Annotated in this window: 13 protein-coding genes; 7 read left to right on the top strand and 6 right to left on the bottom strand. The window is 73.2% G+C overall.

The window, feature by feature from the left end; all coding sequences use genetic code 11:
* Nucleotides 1-42 precede the first annotated feature (42 nt).
* On the top strand, nucleotides 43-474 hold the full coding sequence (locus tag ACYVJ4_RS07750; protein ID WP_460459537.1) for a thioredoxin family protein: 432 nt from the start codon (nucleotides 43-45) through the stop codon (nucleotides 472-474).
* Nucleotides 475-663: 189 nt separating this feature from the next.
* On the opposite strand, the gene ACYVJ4_RS07745 is transcribed toward ACYVJ4_RS07750, so the two are convergent.
* Complete coding sequence (locus tag ACYVJ4_RS07745) at nucleotides 664-843, bottom strand: hypothetical protein (RefSeq protein ID WP_460459536.1); 180 nt, start codon at nucleotides 841-843, stop codon at nucleotides 664-666.
* 9 nt (nucleotides 844-852) lie between these two features.
* Complete coding sequence (locus tag ACYVJ4_RS07740; RefSeq protein ID WP_460459535.1) at nucleotides 853-1,692, bottom strand: hypothetical protein; 840 nt, start codon at nucleotides 1,690-1,692, stop codon at nucleotides 853-855.
* A gap of 194 nt (nucleotides 1,693-1,886) precedes the next feature.
* Here ACYVJ4_RS07740 and ACYVJ4_RS07735 point away from each other — a divergent pair, with 194 nt between their 5' ends.
* Nucleotides 1,887-4,283 carry a transketolase-like TK C-terminal-containing protein gene (locus tag ACYVJ4_RS07735; RefSeq protein ID WP_460459606.1) on the top strand — a complete coding sequence of 799 codons (2,397 nt, stop codon included), beginning with the start codon at nucleotides 1,887-1,889 and terminating at the stop codon, nucleotides 4,281-4,283.
* A 7-nt stretch (nucleotides 4,284-4,290) separates the two neighbouring features.
* Nucleotides 4,291-4,932, top strand: coding sequence for an IclR family transcriptional regulator (locus ACYVJ4_RS07730; protein ID WP_460459534.1), 642 nt, complete (start codon nucleotides 4,291-4,293; stop codon nucleotides 4,930-4,932).
* 30 nt (nucleotides 4,933-4,962) lie between these two features.
* On the opposite strand, the gene ACYVJ4_RS07725 is transcribed toward ACYVJ4_RS07730, so the two are convergent.
* Nucleotides 4,963-5,433, bottom strand: a complete 471-nt coding sequence (locus ACYVJ4_RS07725) for an Lrp/AsnC family transcriptional regulator (RefSeq protein ID WP_460459533.1) — start codon at nucleotides 5,431-5,433, stop codon at nucleotides 4,963-4,965.
* Between the two features lie 130 nt (nucleotides 5,434-5,563).
* On the opposite strand from ACYVJ4_RS07725, the gene hppD reads away from it, so the two are divergent.
* Nucleotides 5,564-6,796, top strand: coding sequence for a 4-hydroxyphenylpyruvate dioxygenase (gene hppD / locus ACYVJ4_RS07720; protein WP_460459532.1), 1,233 nt, complete (start codon nucleotides 5,564-5,566; stop codon nucleotides 6,794-6,796).
* A 75-nt stretch (nucleotides 6,797-6,871) separates the two neighbouring features.
* Nucleotides 6,872-7,138, top strand: coding sequence for a hypothetical protein (locus tag ACYVJ4_RS07715; protein WP_460459531.1), 267 nt, complete (start codon nucleotides 6,872-6,874; stop codon nucleotides 7,136-7,138).
* Between the two features lies 1 nt (nucleotide 7,139).
* Here ACYVJ4_RS07715 and ACYVJ4_RS07710 read toward each other — a convergent pair whose 3' ends face one another.
* The gene (locus tag ACYVJ4_RS07710) at nucleotides 7,140-8,603 is read right to left on the bottom strand and encodes an amino acid permease (protein ID WP_460459530.1); all 1,464 of its coding nucleotides are present in this window, start codon (nucleotides 8,601-8,603) and stop codon (nucleotides 7,140-7,142) included.
* A 58-nt stretch (nucleotides 8,604-8,661) separates the two neighbouring features.
* Here ACYVJ4_RS07710 and ACYVJ4_RS07705 point away from each other — a divergent pair, with 58 nt between their 5' ends.
* Entirely contained in the window at nucleotides 8,662-9,363 is a 702-nt protein-coding gene (locus ACYVJ4_RS07705) for an RDD family protein (protein ID WP_460459529.1), read from the top strand.
* Nucleotides 9,364-9,426: 63 nt separating this feature from the next.
* Nucleotides 9,427-10,986: a M1 family metallopeptidase gene (locus ACYVJ4_RS07700; RefSeq protein ID WP_460459528.1), complete on the top strand. Its 1,560-nt coding sequence runs from the start codon at nucleotides 9,427-9,429 to the stop codon at nucleotides 10,984-10,986.
* 7 nt (nucleotides 10,987-10,993) lie between these two features.
* Here the strand turns inward: ACYVJ4_RS07700 and fahA are convergent, their stop codons facing one another.
* Nucleotides 10,994-12,208: a fumarylacetoacetase gene (gene fahA / locus ACYVJ4_RS07695; RefSeq protein WP_460459527.1), complete on the bottom strand. Its 1,215-nt coding sequence runs from the start codon at nucleotides 12,206-12,208 to the stop codon at nucleotides 10,994-10,996.
* Entirely contained in the window at nucleotides 12,205-13,074 is an 870-nt protein-coding gene (locus tag ACYVJ4_RS07690) for a hypothetical protein (protein ID WP_460459526.1), read from the bottom strand. Before ACYVJ4_RS07690 ends, fahA begins: the two co-directional genes overlap by 4 nt.
* Nucleotides 13,075-13,160 lie beyond the last annotated feature (86 nt).

Here is a 13,160-nt window from a genome sequence, read left to right as displayed (position 1 = left end):
CTGGTGCGGAACATCGGCGGCGGGGCCGGCGTTGGACCCTGCATGGCGACCACTGCACTGACCCCCGAGACCCATGACGCGACCGTCGAGGACGGCATCGTCCTGATCGACTTCTGGGCCGAGTGGTGCGGCCCGTGCCGCCAGTTCGGCCCGGTCTTCGAGACGGTGAGCGAGGCCAACCCGGACGCGACCTTCGTCAAGGTCGACACCGAGGCCGAGCCCGAGCTCGCCGCCCGCTACGGCGTCTCGTCGATCCCGATGCTCGTCATCTACCGCGACGGCATCCCGGTCTTCGGCCAGCCCGGCGCGCTGCCGCAGCCCGCGCTGGAGGACCTGCTCAAGCAGGTGCGCGACCTGGACATGGACCAGGTGCGCACGCAGTACGAGCAGCAGGTGGCCCAGCACGAGGCGCAGCACCAGGCCCAGCAGGCGTCGGCCGGCCGCAAGCCGAGCTCGGACCCGACGTCCTTCTGAGGCGTCCCTGACGTACCCCTGAGCGCCCCCGTCCGGATCGGACGGGGGCGCTCAGCGCGTCCGGCGGACGCTACCGCTCCGGTGGGGGAGTTCCGGTGCGGCGTCGGTGGTGCGCCGGCGTCGTCACCCGACCCCCCGGACTAGGGGGTCCCGAGGGGTCGGGCGGTCTGGCGGCGGTCGTGCGCAGCGTCACCGGCTGCTGCCGGCGTAGCGGACGACGCGCGACCCGATGTAGAGGACGACGAACAGCGCGCTGATCCAGTTGACCACCGGCTGGTCGAACAGCAGGGGGCTGATGGCCGCCACGACCACGACGGCGACGAGCATGAGCGCCTCGCGCGGCAGCTCTTGGCGGGTCGGTGTGCGCATCGGTCCCCCTCAGGAGCTGCAGGTGACGTAGTAGGAGTCGTACGCGGGGAGGCCGACCGCTCCCAAGGTGGACGGTAGCCGCATCTTCAGACACTTCTTGTGGGCGATCGCCGCGTCGGTGGTCGCGCGCACGTCGTTGACGAACAGCGCCCCGTAGTAGGCGCAGTACGGAGCGGCAGGTCCGGTGCGCGAGCAGAGCAGGGCGGTCGCGATCGCGCTCTGCGGGATGTGGTTCTTGATGTACCAGGTCTCGGACCACGTGTACTGGACGTACAGCACCGGGACGATGTGGAAGCCACCCTTGACGCTCGGGTCGGCGACGACCGGGAACGTCGCGCCGGTGGTGTCGACGTCCTGGACGACGGTGGTGCCCTCGATCCGGTAGCGGGTCGCGAGGTCCTTGCCCTCGGCGTCCTTGGCCCAGGGAGCGTCGACGGTCTTGACCACGGCGTCTCCCTGCACGACGACCAGACCGCCGTCGGCTGCAGGCTCCAGGCGCTGCCCGGCCTCGAGCAGCCCGTCGAAGCTCGCCGACGTCTGACCCTCGCGCAGCACCGCGATCACGGAGAAGCCGTCGCTGCGGTCCTGCAGGTACGTCTCGAGTGGTCGGCCGCCGGAGGTCGCCCGGCCGATCGTGACGCCGTCCACCTGCCGAGTGGCGACCAGCTCGCTGGCCGTGTCATGCGTCGCGTCGACGATGGTTGCCTGGACGGCGTCGCGGTGCGACGGCGACGCCTCCGCGGTCGCGGCCGGCGTGACGGCGAGAACCCCCAGCGCTGCGAGCGTCGCGGCGGCGAACCGCGTGCGTCGCCGGTTCGATGTGCTCCTGCGGTGTGCCCGACGTGCCATGAGCTGTCTCATCCGTGCCCCTCCGAGAGACCGCGGGGACGCCGTTCGTCCCTGCCGAGGTCGGGGACGCTAGGCGACAAGCTGGGCGGCCAGCAAGGGACTGGCGTGTCGCGTGTCATGCGAGTTCGTGATGGGTGCCGGCCCGCCGTTCCTGCGGTCTGCGCCGGTTAGGCTCCTGGGCTGTGACCGAGACCGTGAGCCCGCGCCCCGTCGACGAACGGGCCCGTCCTGACGTCGACCTCGACGTCCTCGACGCCGTCCAGCGGCGGGTGCTGTGGCTCGCCACGCGGGTCGTCGACAGCGCCAACCGCGAGCGTCCGGGCGGCGACGGCGTCAAGGTCGGCGGCCACCAGGCGTCCAGCGCCTCGCTGGTGTCGGCGCTCACCGCCCTGTACTTCGCGCACCTCGATGCCCCTGACCGGGTGAGCGTCAAGCCGCACGCGAGCCCGGTGTTCCACGCCATCCAGTACCTGCTCGGCAACCTCGACGCCTCGTACCTCACCCGCCTGCGCGACCGCGGGGGGCTGCAGTCCTACCCCAGCCGCACCAAGGACCCCGACGAGGTCGACTTCTCGACCGGCTCGGTCGGGCTCGGCCCGGTGGCGCCGCTGTTCGCGGCCGCCACCCGCCGCTACGTCGACGCGCACTTCGGCGAGCGACCGCGCAGCCGGTTCGTCGCGCTGCTGGGCGACGCCGAGCTCGACGAGGGCAACATCTGGGAGGCGGTCGCCGACTCGGCGACCAGCGGCCTCGGCGACGTCATGTGGGTCGTCGACTTCAACCGCCAGTCCCTCGACCGCGTCGTGCCCGGCATCCGCATCGACCAGTGGCGCTCGGCGTTCGAGGCCGCGGGCTGGCACGTGCTCGAGGTGAAGTACGGCCGCCGCCTGCAGCAGTTCTTCACCCGGCCGGGCGGCGAGGCGCTGCGCTCGTGGATCGACGCCATGCCCAACGAGCAGTACCAGTCGCTGTTCGGGCTGGCCGGCCCGGCGCTGCGCGAGCGGTTCCTCGACGGCGCGCCGGCCGAGGTCGCGCCGCTGGTGGCCGACGTCGCGGACGACGACCTCGCCGTCCTCGTCACCGACCTCGGCGGCCACGACCTGGGGGCCCTGCTCGAGGCGTTCACGGCGTGCGACGACGAGCGCAGCCGGCCCAGCGTCGTCTTCGCCTACACCGTCAAGGGCTGGGGCCTGCCGCTCGCCGGCAACCCGCGCAACCACTCGGCGCTGCTGTCCGGCGACCAGGTCGACGCGCTGCGCGCCGAGACCGGCCTGACGCCCGAGACCGAGTGGGACCCGCTCGACCCCACCACCGCGGCCGGGCAGTGGGTGGCCCAGCGCGCGCAGCACCTGCGTCGTCCGCCGCGCTCGCCCCACCTGGACGTCGTCGTGCCCGAGAGCACCGGCGTGCGGGCCGGCAAGCCGGTCTCGACCCAGGAGGTCTTCGGGCGCGTGCTGGTCGACCTCTCGCGCGACCCGGCCGTGGCGCCCTACCTCGTCACCACCGCGCCCGACGTCGCGACGTCCACCAACCTGGCCGGCTTCATCAACCGGCTCGGCGTCTTCGCCCCCGAGGACCTGCGCTCGTGGAACGAGGACCCGCTGCTGAAGTGGGCGCAGGGCCCCACCGGCCAGCACATCGAGCTCGGCATCAGCGAGATGAACCTCTTCCTGCTGCTCGGCCAGCTCGGCCTGTCGTGGGACCTGTCCGGCCAGCCGCTGCTGCCGGTCGGCACCGTCTACGACCCGTTCGTCTGCCGTGGTCTCGACGCCTTCCTCTACGGCACCTACTCGGGCTCGCGGTTCCTCGTGGCGGGCACGCCGTCCGGCATCACGCTCGCGCCCGAGGGCGGCGCGCACCAGTCGACCATCACGGCCTCGATCGGGCTCGAGCTGCCGGGCGTGACGTTCATGGAGCCCGCCTACGCGACGGCGCTCGACTGGTTGATGTGCCACGCGGTCGGTCGGATGGCGGCGGGCCAGGCCCCGACGACGTCCGCGGCACCGCTCGACGACGGCGCCTACTACCTGCGGCTCTCGACCCGCCCGCTCGACCAGGCGCCGTTCGAGGCGGCCCGACGCCGGCTCGGCGACGCGGTGCTGCGACGCCAGGTGCTGGCCGGTGCCTACCGGCTGCTCGACGCGCACCACGAGCACCCGGAGCTGGCCGAGCAGGGCGCGCCCGTCGTCCAGCTCGTCGGGTCGGGCGCGGTGCTGCCCGAGGTGCTGCAAGCCGCCCACGAGCTGGCCGACGAGGGCGTCGCGGCGCACGTCGTGGACGTCACCAGCCTCGACCGGCTCTACTCGGCCTGGCAGCGCACGCTGCGCCAGGGCGTCCGCACGGCCACCGCGCCGAGCGTCGCCGGGGCGCTGCGGACGGCGTTCGGCACCGACCGCGCGCCCGTCGTCACCGTGCACGACGCCGCCAGCCACGCCATGGCCTGGATCGGCTCGGCGCTCGGCGTCCCCGCGGTGCCGCTCGGCGTCGACGAGTTCGGGCAGTCCGGCAACGTGGCGCAGCTGTACGAGCTGCACGACCTGACGCCCGGCAGCGTCGTCAACGCGGCGCTGGCCGCCCTGAGCCTGCGATGACCGCCCGATGACCAACGGCCACCCGGAGACCTCGCAGACGCTCGACCGCGGGCTCCAGCTGCTCCTTCTGCTGAGCGAGGACGACAACGGCTGCACCGTCACCGAGCTGGCCGGTGCACTCGGCGTCGCGCGGCCGGTGGTCTACCGGCTGCTGACGACGCTCGAGCAGCGCCACCTCGCCACCCGTGGGCGCGACGGGCGCGTGCGGCTCGGTCTCGGCGTCCTGGCGCTCGCGGCCCGGGTGCAGCCGTTGCTGCGCGAGGTCGCCACCCCGCTGCTGCGCCAGCTCGCCGACGAGGTCGGCGCCACCGCCCACCTGTCGGTGGCGGACGGCGACGAGGCGCTCGCGGTGGTGGTGGTCGAGCCGCAGTGGACCCAGTTCCACGTGGCCTACCGCGTCGGCAGCCGGCACCCGTTGGAGCGCGGCGCCGCGGGTCGGGCCATCCTCGCCCTGCGCGCCGGCCGCGACGAGCCCGCCACGAGCGACGGCGAGCTGCAGCAGGGCGCCCACGGCGTCGCGGTCGGCTGGACGGTCGGCTCGCTGCAGGGCTCCGTCGGCGTCGTCTCCCTCACGCCGCTCGAGCTCGACGACGTCGGCCCCGCCGTCCGTGCCACCTGCGACCAGCTCGTCGCCCGCCTCGCACCCTGACCACCCCGTCGGGCGAGCCGGGTCGCACGGTCACGGCGGGGGGAGGGTGGCCTCGACGAGAGGCAGCACCCGGTGCTCAAGCACCTGCGCGAGGGCCACGACGGTCGAGGTGCGGGTGATGTCGTCGTCCGCGACGAGGTCGTCGATCACCCGCTGCAGGTCGTCGTTGTCGCGCGCCACCAGCCGGCAGAACAGGTCGCCCTGCCCGGTGATCGTGTGCACCTCCAGCACCTCGGGGATCGCCGCGAGGTGCGCGGTGACCCGGTCGCGCGCCCCCTGGCGGATCTCGAGGTTGGCGAACGCGGTCACCTGGTAGCCCAGCGCGCGCGGGTCGACGACCGGGGCGAACGAGCGGATCACGCCGCGCTCGACCAGCCGGTCCAGCCGGGCCTGCACGGTGCCGCGGGCCACGCCGAGCCGTCGCGACGCCTCGAGCACGCCGATGCGCGGCTCGGCGGTCAGCAGGGCGATGAGGCGCTGATCCAGGACGTCGATGGGCATGGTGCACAGTACCGCGGCCCGATCGCTGGGCAGGCTGCACAACCTGTGCACCCCGGCGAGGGCGACTTGATGGGCCGCGCGGACCTGCGGGAGGCTCGTCGCGACGTCCACCCACCGACCGGAGGTGCGCATGACCACCCAGGCCGACCCGAGCACCGGCGCCGAGCACATCAGCCTGACCGAGCAGGAGACCGACGCGGGCCTCGACCTGCACCAGCTCCAGCAGCTCGTCGGGCTCGTCGACTACGACGAGGCCAAGGACCCGTTCCCGGTCACCGGGTGGGACGCGATCGTCTTCGTCGTGGGCAACGCGACCCAGGCGGCGCACTACTACCAGACCGCGTACGGCATGGAGCTGATCGCCTACAGCGGTCCCGAGACGGGCAACCGCGACCACAAGGCGTTCGTCCTCAAGAGCGGCTCGATCAAGTTCGTGCTCAAGGGCGGCGTCACGCCCGACAGCCCCCTGCACGACCACCACCGCAAGCACGGCGACGGCGTCGTCGACATCTCGCTCGAGGTGCCGGACGTCGACAAGTGCGTCGCGCAGGCCCGCGCGGCCGGTGCCACGGTGCTGCAGGAGCCGACCGACGTCAGCGACGAGCACGGCACCGTGCGCGTCGCCGCCATCGGCGCCTACGGCGACACCCGGCACAGCCTGGTGCAGCGCGGCACCTACACGGGTCCGTACCTGCCCGGCTACGTCGCCCGCACCAGCGGCTACGTCAAGCGCCCGGGCGCGCCGAAGCGCATGTTCCAGGCGCTCGACCACGTCGTCGGCAACGTCGAGCTCGGCCGCATGGACGAATGGGTCACCTTCTACAACAAGGTCATGGGCTTCGTGAACATGGCCGAGTTCATCGGTGACGACATCGCCACCGACTACTCGGCCCTGATGAGCAAGGTCGTGGCCAACGGCAACCACCGGGTCAAGTTCCCCCTGAACGAGCCGGCCATCGCCAAGAAGAAGAGCCAGATCGACGAGTACCTCGAGTTCTACGACGGCCCAGGCGCCCAGCACCTGGCCCTGGCGACGAACGACATCATCGCCACCGTCGACGCCATGCGCGCCGAGGGTGTCGAGTTCCTCGACACGCCGGACTCGTACTACGAGGACCCCGAGCTGCGCGCCCGCATCGGCGAGGTGCGCGCGCCGATCGAGGAGCTGCAGAGCCGCGGCATCCTCGTCGACCGCGACGAGGACGGCTACCTGCTGCAGATCTTCACCAAGCCGGTCGGCGACCGGCCCACCGTGTTCTTCGAGCTGATCGAGCGGCACGGCTCTCTCGGCTTCGGCAAGGGCAACTTCAAGGCGCTGTTCGAGGCGATCGAGCGCGAGCAGGACCGCCGCGGCAACCTCTAGCCGCCACCCGCACGACCCAGCGCGCCCCCGGCCCATGCCGGGCCGGGGGCGCGTCCGCACCGACGAGGGGGAGACATGGCGAAGCAAGCCGACACCACGCCTGCGCTGCAGCGGGCGCTGGCAGCGGCCGGCAGCTTGAAGGCCGGCACCTGGGAGAGCGTCGAGGCGCTCGCCCTGCTGGCCGTGGAGGCGCAGGGACGCGCGGAGGGTGCCGGCCTGCTGGCCTCGGCCCGCGCCACGGCGTCCGGGCTGAAGCCGGGCACCTGGGACAGCGTGCGGGCCCTGGCGCTGCTGGCGCGCGCCGAGCGCGAGATCGCCGCGCAGGAGGACCCCCCGGCCTGAGTCAGCGCGCGAGACGCGCGTGCCGCCGGCCGTACCCGAGGTACACCACCAGCCCGACGACCATCCACACCAGGAACCGCAGCCAGGTCTCGACGCTGAGGTTCGTCATCAGGTACAGGCAGGCGAGCGCCGACACCACCGGCAGCACCGGCGACAGCGGCGTGCGGAACGGCCGCTCGAGGTCGGGCTTGGTGCGCCGCAGCACCGGGACGGCGATCGAGACCACCACGAAGGCGAACAGCGTCCCGATCGAGACCAGGTCGGCCAGCTCGGCCAGCGGGACGAGCGCGGCCAGCACCGCCACGAACAGCGTCGTCCCGATCGAGATGCGGTACGGCGTCCCGAAGCGCGGGTGCACCTGGCTGATCGACTTCGGCAGCAGCCCGTCACGGCCCATGGCGAACCCGATCCGGCCCATGGCGACGATGTCGACGAGGATCACCGACGTCAGCCCGGCCACCGCCGCGACCGACACCAGCGTCGAGGCCCAGCCGGCGCCCACGGCGTCGAACGCCTTGGCGATCGGCGCGCCCTCGTCGAGCTGGTCGTAGCGCACCATCCCCGTGACGACGAACGAGACGCCGACGTACAGCACCGTGGCGATGCCGAGGGTGCCGAGCAGGCCGAGCGGCAGGTCGCGCTTCGGCCGGCGGGTCTCCTCGCCGAGGTTCGCCACGGCCTCGAAACCGGTGTAGGCGAAGAAGACCACGGCCGCCGCGGTCAGCACGCCGCCGACGCCGAACGCCGTCGGCTCGATGCCGAAGAGGGCTCCGCTCAGGGTCTGCTTCACGCCGCTGCCGCCGCCCGCGCCCTGGGCCGGCGGCACGAAGGGCGTCAGGTTGCGACGGCTGACGAAGAAGGCGCCGGCCACCACGACGAACAGGCAGATCGCCACCTTGATGAACACCAGCACGTTGGTCACGCGGGCCGACTCGCGGATGCCGACCGTCGCGATCGTGCCGAGCACCAGGACGATCGCCGCCGCTCCGAGGTTGACGTGGGACGTCTCGCCGAAGGCCCACGTGGGCAGGCCGAACAGGTCCTGCAGGTACCCCGACCAGCCGCGCGCCACCACCGACGCGCCGAGGGCGAACTCGAGCACGAGGTCCCAGCCGATGATCCAGGCGAAGACCTCGCCGATCGTGGCGTACGCGTAGGTGTACGCGCTGCCGGCCGTGGGCACCGACGACGCGAGCTCGGCGTAGCAGAGAGCCGCGAGCAGGCTCACCACCCCGGCGACCACGAACGAGACGACGATCGCCGGGCCCGCGTGGTTCTTCGCCTCGACGCCGGTCAGGGTGAAGATGCCGGTGCCGATGACGATGCCGACCCCGAAGCCCATCAGGTCGACCGGGCCGAGGCGCTTGCGGAGCTTCCCGCTGGTGGCGCCGTGCTCGTCGCCGCTGCCCTCGTCGTCCGACTGCGCCAGCACGTCCTCAACCGGCTTGGTACGGGTGATGTCCATGTGCCGAACCTAGGGCCGGGCGGTCGGGGTGGCACGTCGAGCCTGGGACACTGACCGCGTGACGTCTCCCACCCCCGGCTGGTACCCCGATCCCTACGTGCAGCAGCAGATGCGCTGGTGGGACGGTGCCCGGTGGACCGAGGACACCTACGAGCGCACCGAGCCGGTCGGCTGGCCGGCGCCGGCCACGACCGCTGCGGCGTCCGGCGCCGACCGCCCCACCACGGACGACGGTGCCGCCCTCGCCGGCTGGTGGTCGCGCGCCGCGGCGCGGCTGCTCGACCTCGCCGTCACCGGGGTGCTGGCCTGGCTGGTCGGCTTCTCGCAGTCACGGGTCTTCCTCGGCTCGGTGGCCGACCAGCTCGACGCCGGCATGCGCGCGGCCGAGCAGGGCACCGACGCCCCGGCGTTCCAGTACGACCCCGCCACCATCAAGGCGCTCGCGATCCTGTCGCTGGTCTGGCTGGGCGTCACGCTCGTCTACGACCTGGTGTTCCTGCTCTGGCGGGCGGCCACGCCGGGCAAGCTGCTGCTGGGGCTCGTCGTCCGGCCGTGGGTGCCCGGACAACGGCTCACGGTGGGCGCCGTGCTGCTGCGCTGGCTCGGTTTCGAGGTCGGCACGTCGCTGCCGTACGTCGGCACGTTCTACCTGCTCGTCGACCTGCTGTGGCCGGTGCGCGACGCCCGGCGGCAGGCGTTGCACGACAAGTACGCCGGCACCTGCGTCGTCCGCAGGCGCTCGCCCGACGACAGGCGCTAGGGTCCGAGCGTCCGCTGTCCGTCGGGGGCGGCGACGGGACGCGAGGAGACGCACGTGCGGTTCGTGGGCAGGGGCAGGGGCGGGGTGCTCGCCGGGGGTGTCGCGACGGTCTCGGCGGTGGCGCTGGCCACGACGAGCGCGTGGGCGGCGGGTGCCACGGCGGGTTCGACCGGTGTCGGCGACCCGTACTACCCGACCTACGGCAACGGCGGGTACGACGTCGAGCAGTACGACATCTCGGTGCAGTACGAGCCGCGCACCGACGCGCTCAAGGGCCAGACCCGGGTCCTCGCCCGGACGACGCAGGCGCTCTCGCGCTTCGACCTCGACCTCGCGCTGCCCGCCAGCAAGGTGCTCGTCAACGGCGTGCCGGCGACGACGTCGACCAAGAACGGCACCGAGCTCGTCGTCACGCCGGCCCAGCCGCTGCGCAAGGGCGTCTACCTCACGGTCGACGTCACCTACGCCGGCCACCCGGGCTCGGTCGTGGCCGGCGGCTACGCGCCGTGGGTCAAGACCGCCGACGGCGCGGTGGCGGTCGGCGAGCCGCAGATCGCGGCCTGGTGGTTCCCGAGCAGCGACCACCCGCGCGACAAGGCGACCTACGACGTCCGGGTCGACGTGCCCAAGGGCGTCGAGGCGCTGAGCAACGGCTTCCTGCGCTCGCACACCAGCGGTCGTACCCGCGACGTCTGGTCGTGGCAGGAGACCAAGCCGATGGCGAGCTACCTGGCCTTCATGGCGGTCGGGCAGTTCGACATCACCAGCACCACCACCGCCTCGGGGCTGCCGGTCGTCACGGCCGTCGCGTCGCACGGCGGCAGCGAGGGCACGTACGCCAAGGGCGACCTCGCGCGCACCGGCGAGGTCATCGACTGGCACGCCAGCCAGTGGGGTCCCTACCCGTTCGACATCACCGGCGGCGTCGCCCCGGCCGCGGACTTCGGCTTCGCGCTCGAGAACCAGACCCGGCCGGTCTACACGCGCGGCTTCTGGCACGACGGCCCGAACATCTACGTGATCGTCCACGAGCAGGCGCACCAGTGGTACGGCGACTCGGTGTCGGTCGACGCGTGGAAGAACATCTGGCTGAACGAGGGGTTCGCCAGCTTCGCCGAGTGGCGCTGGTCCGAGACGCACGGCGACGGCTCGGCGGCCTCGCTGTTCGCGTCGTACTACGCCAGCAACCCGGCGTCCTCGTCCTTCTGGACCGTGAAGATCGGCGACCCCGGCCGCGACAACGAGTTCGACGGCGCCGTCTACGACCGCGGCGCCATGGCGCTGCAGGCGCTGCGCACCCGCCTCGGCGACACCGACTTCTTCCAGGTCATGCGCGACTGGCCGGTGCAGCACCGCTACAGCACCGGCACCATCGCGCAGTTCCAGGACCTCGCCGAGCAGGTGTCGGGCCAGGACCTCGCGTCGTTCTTCGACCACTGGCTGTACCAGCCGACGCGCCCCGCGGCCACGGCCGAGAACGGTTTCCCGTCGGCGCTGCAGGCCGCAGCGGCCCAGCGCTCCGACCGCTCGGTCGCGGCCCGCGCGCCGCGGTCGCGCGCGAAGATCGACGCCGTGCACCGCGAGCTGGTGCGCCAGGCGCGCGCCGCGGGCGTCGCGCGCTGATCGAGGACTAGCCGGCGCTGGCGGCCGGCCGGATCGTCCCGGTGACCTCACCGAGGGCGATCCGGCCGCCGCCGGTGCCCGGGGCGGTGGCCCGCAGGACGACGGTGTCGCCGTCCTCGAGGAACCCGCGGGTCGAGCCGTCGGCCAGGGTGATCGGCTCGGTGCCGTTCCAGGTCAGCTCGAGCAGCGAACCGCGCTGGTCGACGTCCGGGCCCGACACCGTGCCGCTCGCGAACAGGTCGCCCGTGCGCAGGCTGGCGCCGTTGACGGTCAGGTGGGCGAGCATCTGCGCGGGCGACCAGTACATCGTCGAGAACGGCGGGCGGCTGACCACCTGACCGCCGAACTCGACCTCGATCGCGAGGTCGTAGCCGGGCAGGTCGTCGCCGCGCAGGTAGGGCAGCGGCGGCGGCTGCTGCTCGGGCAGCGCCGTGCGGGCCGCGGCGAGCGCGTCGAGCGGCGTGACCCAGGCCGAGACGCTCGTGGCGAACGACTTGCCGAGGAACGGGCCGAGCGGCACGTACTCCCAGGCCTGCACGTCGCGCGCGCTCCAGTCGTTGAGCAGGACGACGCCGAAGACGTGGTCGGCGAACGCGTCGGCCGTCACCGGTGTGCCCAGCTCGCTCGGCGTCCCGACGACGAACCCGACCTCGGCCTCGATGTCGAGGCGCACGCTCGGGCCGAAGACCGGCGCGGCGTCGGACGGCGCCTTGCGCTGCCCGCTCGGCCGGACGACGTCCGTGCCCGAGACGACGACCGTGCCCGCGCGGCCGTGGTACCCGATCGGCAGGTGCTTCCAGTTCGGCGTCAGCGCGTCGCCGTCCGGGCGGAAGATGCGGCCGACGTTGGTGGCGTGGTGCTCGCTGGCGTAGAAGTCGACGTAGTCGGCGACCTCGAAGGGCAGGTGCAGCCGGACGTCGTCGAGCGGCAGCAGGTGGGTGCCGACGAGGTCGGCGTTGGCCTCCTGGCCGAGCAGGTCGACCAGCCAGGTGCGCACGGCGGTCCAGCGCGCGCGGCCCAGCGCCAGGAACGAGTTCAGCGTCGGCTGCGCGAAGACCGGCGCCTCCTCGAGCCCGTCGGCAGCGGCGACCGTCGCGACGTCCAGCACCTGGTCGCCGACGCGCACGCCGACCCGCGGCTCCTCGTCGCCGGTGGAGAAGACGCCGAACGGCAGGTGGTCGACGCCGTAGGGGGAGTCGGCGGGCAGGTCGACAGCGCTCACGGGGTGGCCTCCTGGTGCTGGTCGCGCGGGTGCGGGTCGTCGAGCAGGGCCTCGAGCTCGGTGATCGGGTCTGTGACGCCGCAGCAGCCGAACGACACGAAGGTCGCGCGCAGCGCGTCGACCTGGCCGGCGTCCAGCGCCCTCAGACCGCGACGCAGCACGTCGGCGTCGCGCTCGGCGAGCATCGCCGCGACGGCCTCTGGCGAGCCGCCGGACGTCGCCACCGACGTCGCCAGCGACGTCGCCAGCAGGACGCCCGCCAGCCCGTGCTGCAGCATCACGCCCTCGCCCGGCACGTCGACCTCGGTGCGCAGCGCGTGGTGCAGCCCGGCGGTCAGCTTGACCCGCAGCGCCCGCTCGCGCGCGCCCACGAGGAACCGCGCCAGGACGTCGTCGGCGGGCACGTCGTCCGGGGACAGGCCGCCGGTGCGCAGCTTGGCCCGGCAGCCCGCGGCCAGCACCGCGTCGAGGTCGTCGTCGAGGTGCTCGCGGCGCACCTCCAGCCAGACCGGCACGCCGACCTCGACGACGGGCCGCAGCGTGATCGGGTCGCTGACCGGCAGCTCGAGGCCGACCACCTCGGCGCGCTCGTCGCGACCGAGCTGCTCGACGGCGGTCGGCAGGGACGACGGGTCGCTGCCGGGGCGCACCACGAGCGCCACCCGCAGGCGCTCGCCCGGGCTCAGCAGCGCGGCGGCCGCGGCCGCGTCGGTCGAGCGCAGCAGCAGCGGTCCGACGCAGGGCGCGTACGGTGCGGCGCGGTGCTCGCGGTGCTCGGCGACCGCCTGCGGGAGCGGGGCGTTGCCCGGTGGGAACACCGCGGCGTCGTCGACCAGCGCGCGCAGCAGACCGGCGGCGGTTGACATGCCCGCACGGTAGCGCAACCGTGACGGGTGACAGGACGCCGACGTCCGGTTATCGGACGCGCGTGACCGGTGGGCCGGGTGCCCGC

This window comes from Angustibacter peucedani (assembly GCF_054779595.1).
Note: the sequence above shows the minus strand (reverse complement) of the source record. Positions and strands in the feature narration are given on the sequence as shown.

Coding starts and splice junctions, on each gene's coding strand:
- ACYVJ4_RS07750 (WP_460459537.1), top strand. CDS start 43: ATGGCGACCACTGCACTGACCCCCGAGACCCATGACGCGACCGTCGAG.
- ACYVJ4_RS07745 (WP_460459536.1), bottom strand. CDS start 843: ATGCGCACACCGACCCGCCAAGAGCTGCCGCGCGAGGCGCTCATGCTC.
- ACYVJ4_RS07740 (WP_460459535.1), bottom strand. CDS start 1,692: ATGGCACGTCGGGCACACCGCAGGAGCACATCGAACCGGCGACGCACG.
- ACYVJ4_RS07730 (WP_460459534.1), top strand. CDS start 4,291: ATGACCAACGGCCACCCGGAGACCTCGCAGACGCTCGACCGCGGGCTC.
- ACYVJ4_RS07725 (WP_460459533.1), bottom strand. CDS start 5,433: ATGCCCATCGACGTCCTGGATCAGCGCCTCATCGCCCTGCTGACCGCC.
- hppD (WP_460459532.1), top strand. CDS start 5,564: ATGACCACCCAGGCCGACCCGAGCACCGGCGCCGAGCACATCAGCCTG.
- ACYVJ4_RS07715 (WP_460459531.1), top strand. CDS start 6,872: ATGGCGAAGCAAGCCGACACCACGCCTGCGCTGCAGCGGGCGCTGGCA.
- ACYVJ4_RS07710 (WP_460459530.1), bottom strand. CDS start 8,603: ATGGACATCACCCGTACCAAGCCGGTTGAGGACGTGCTGGCGCAGTCG.
- ACYVJ4_RS07690 (WP_460459526.1), bottom strand. CDS start 13,074: ATGTCAACCGCCGCCGGTCTGCTGCGCGCGCTGGTCGACGACGCCGCG.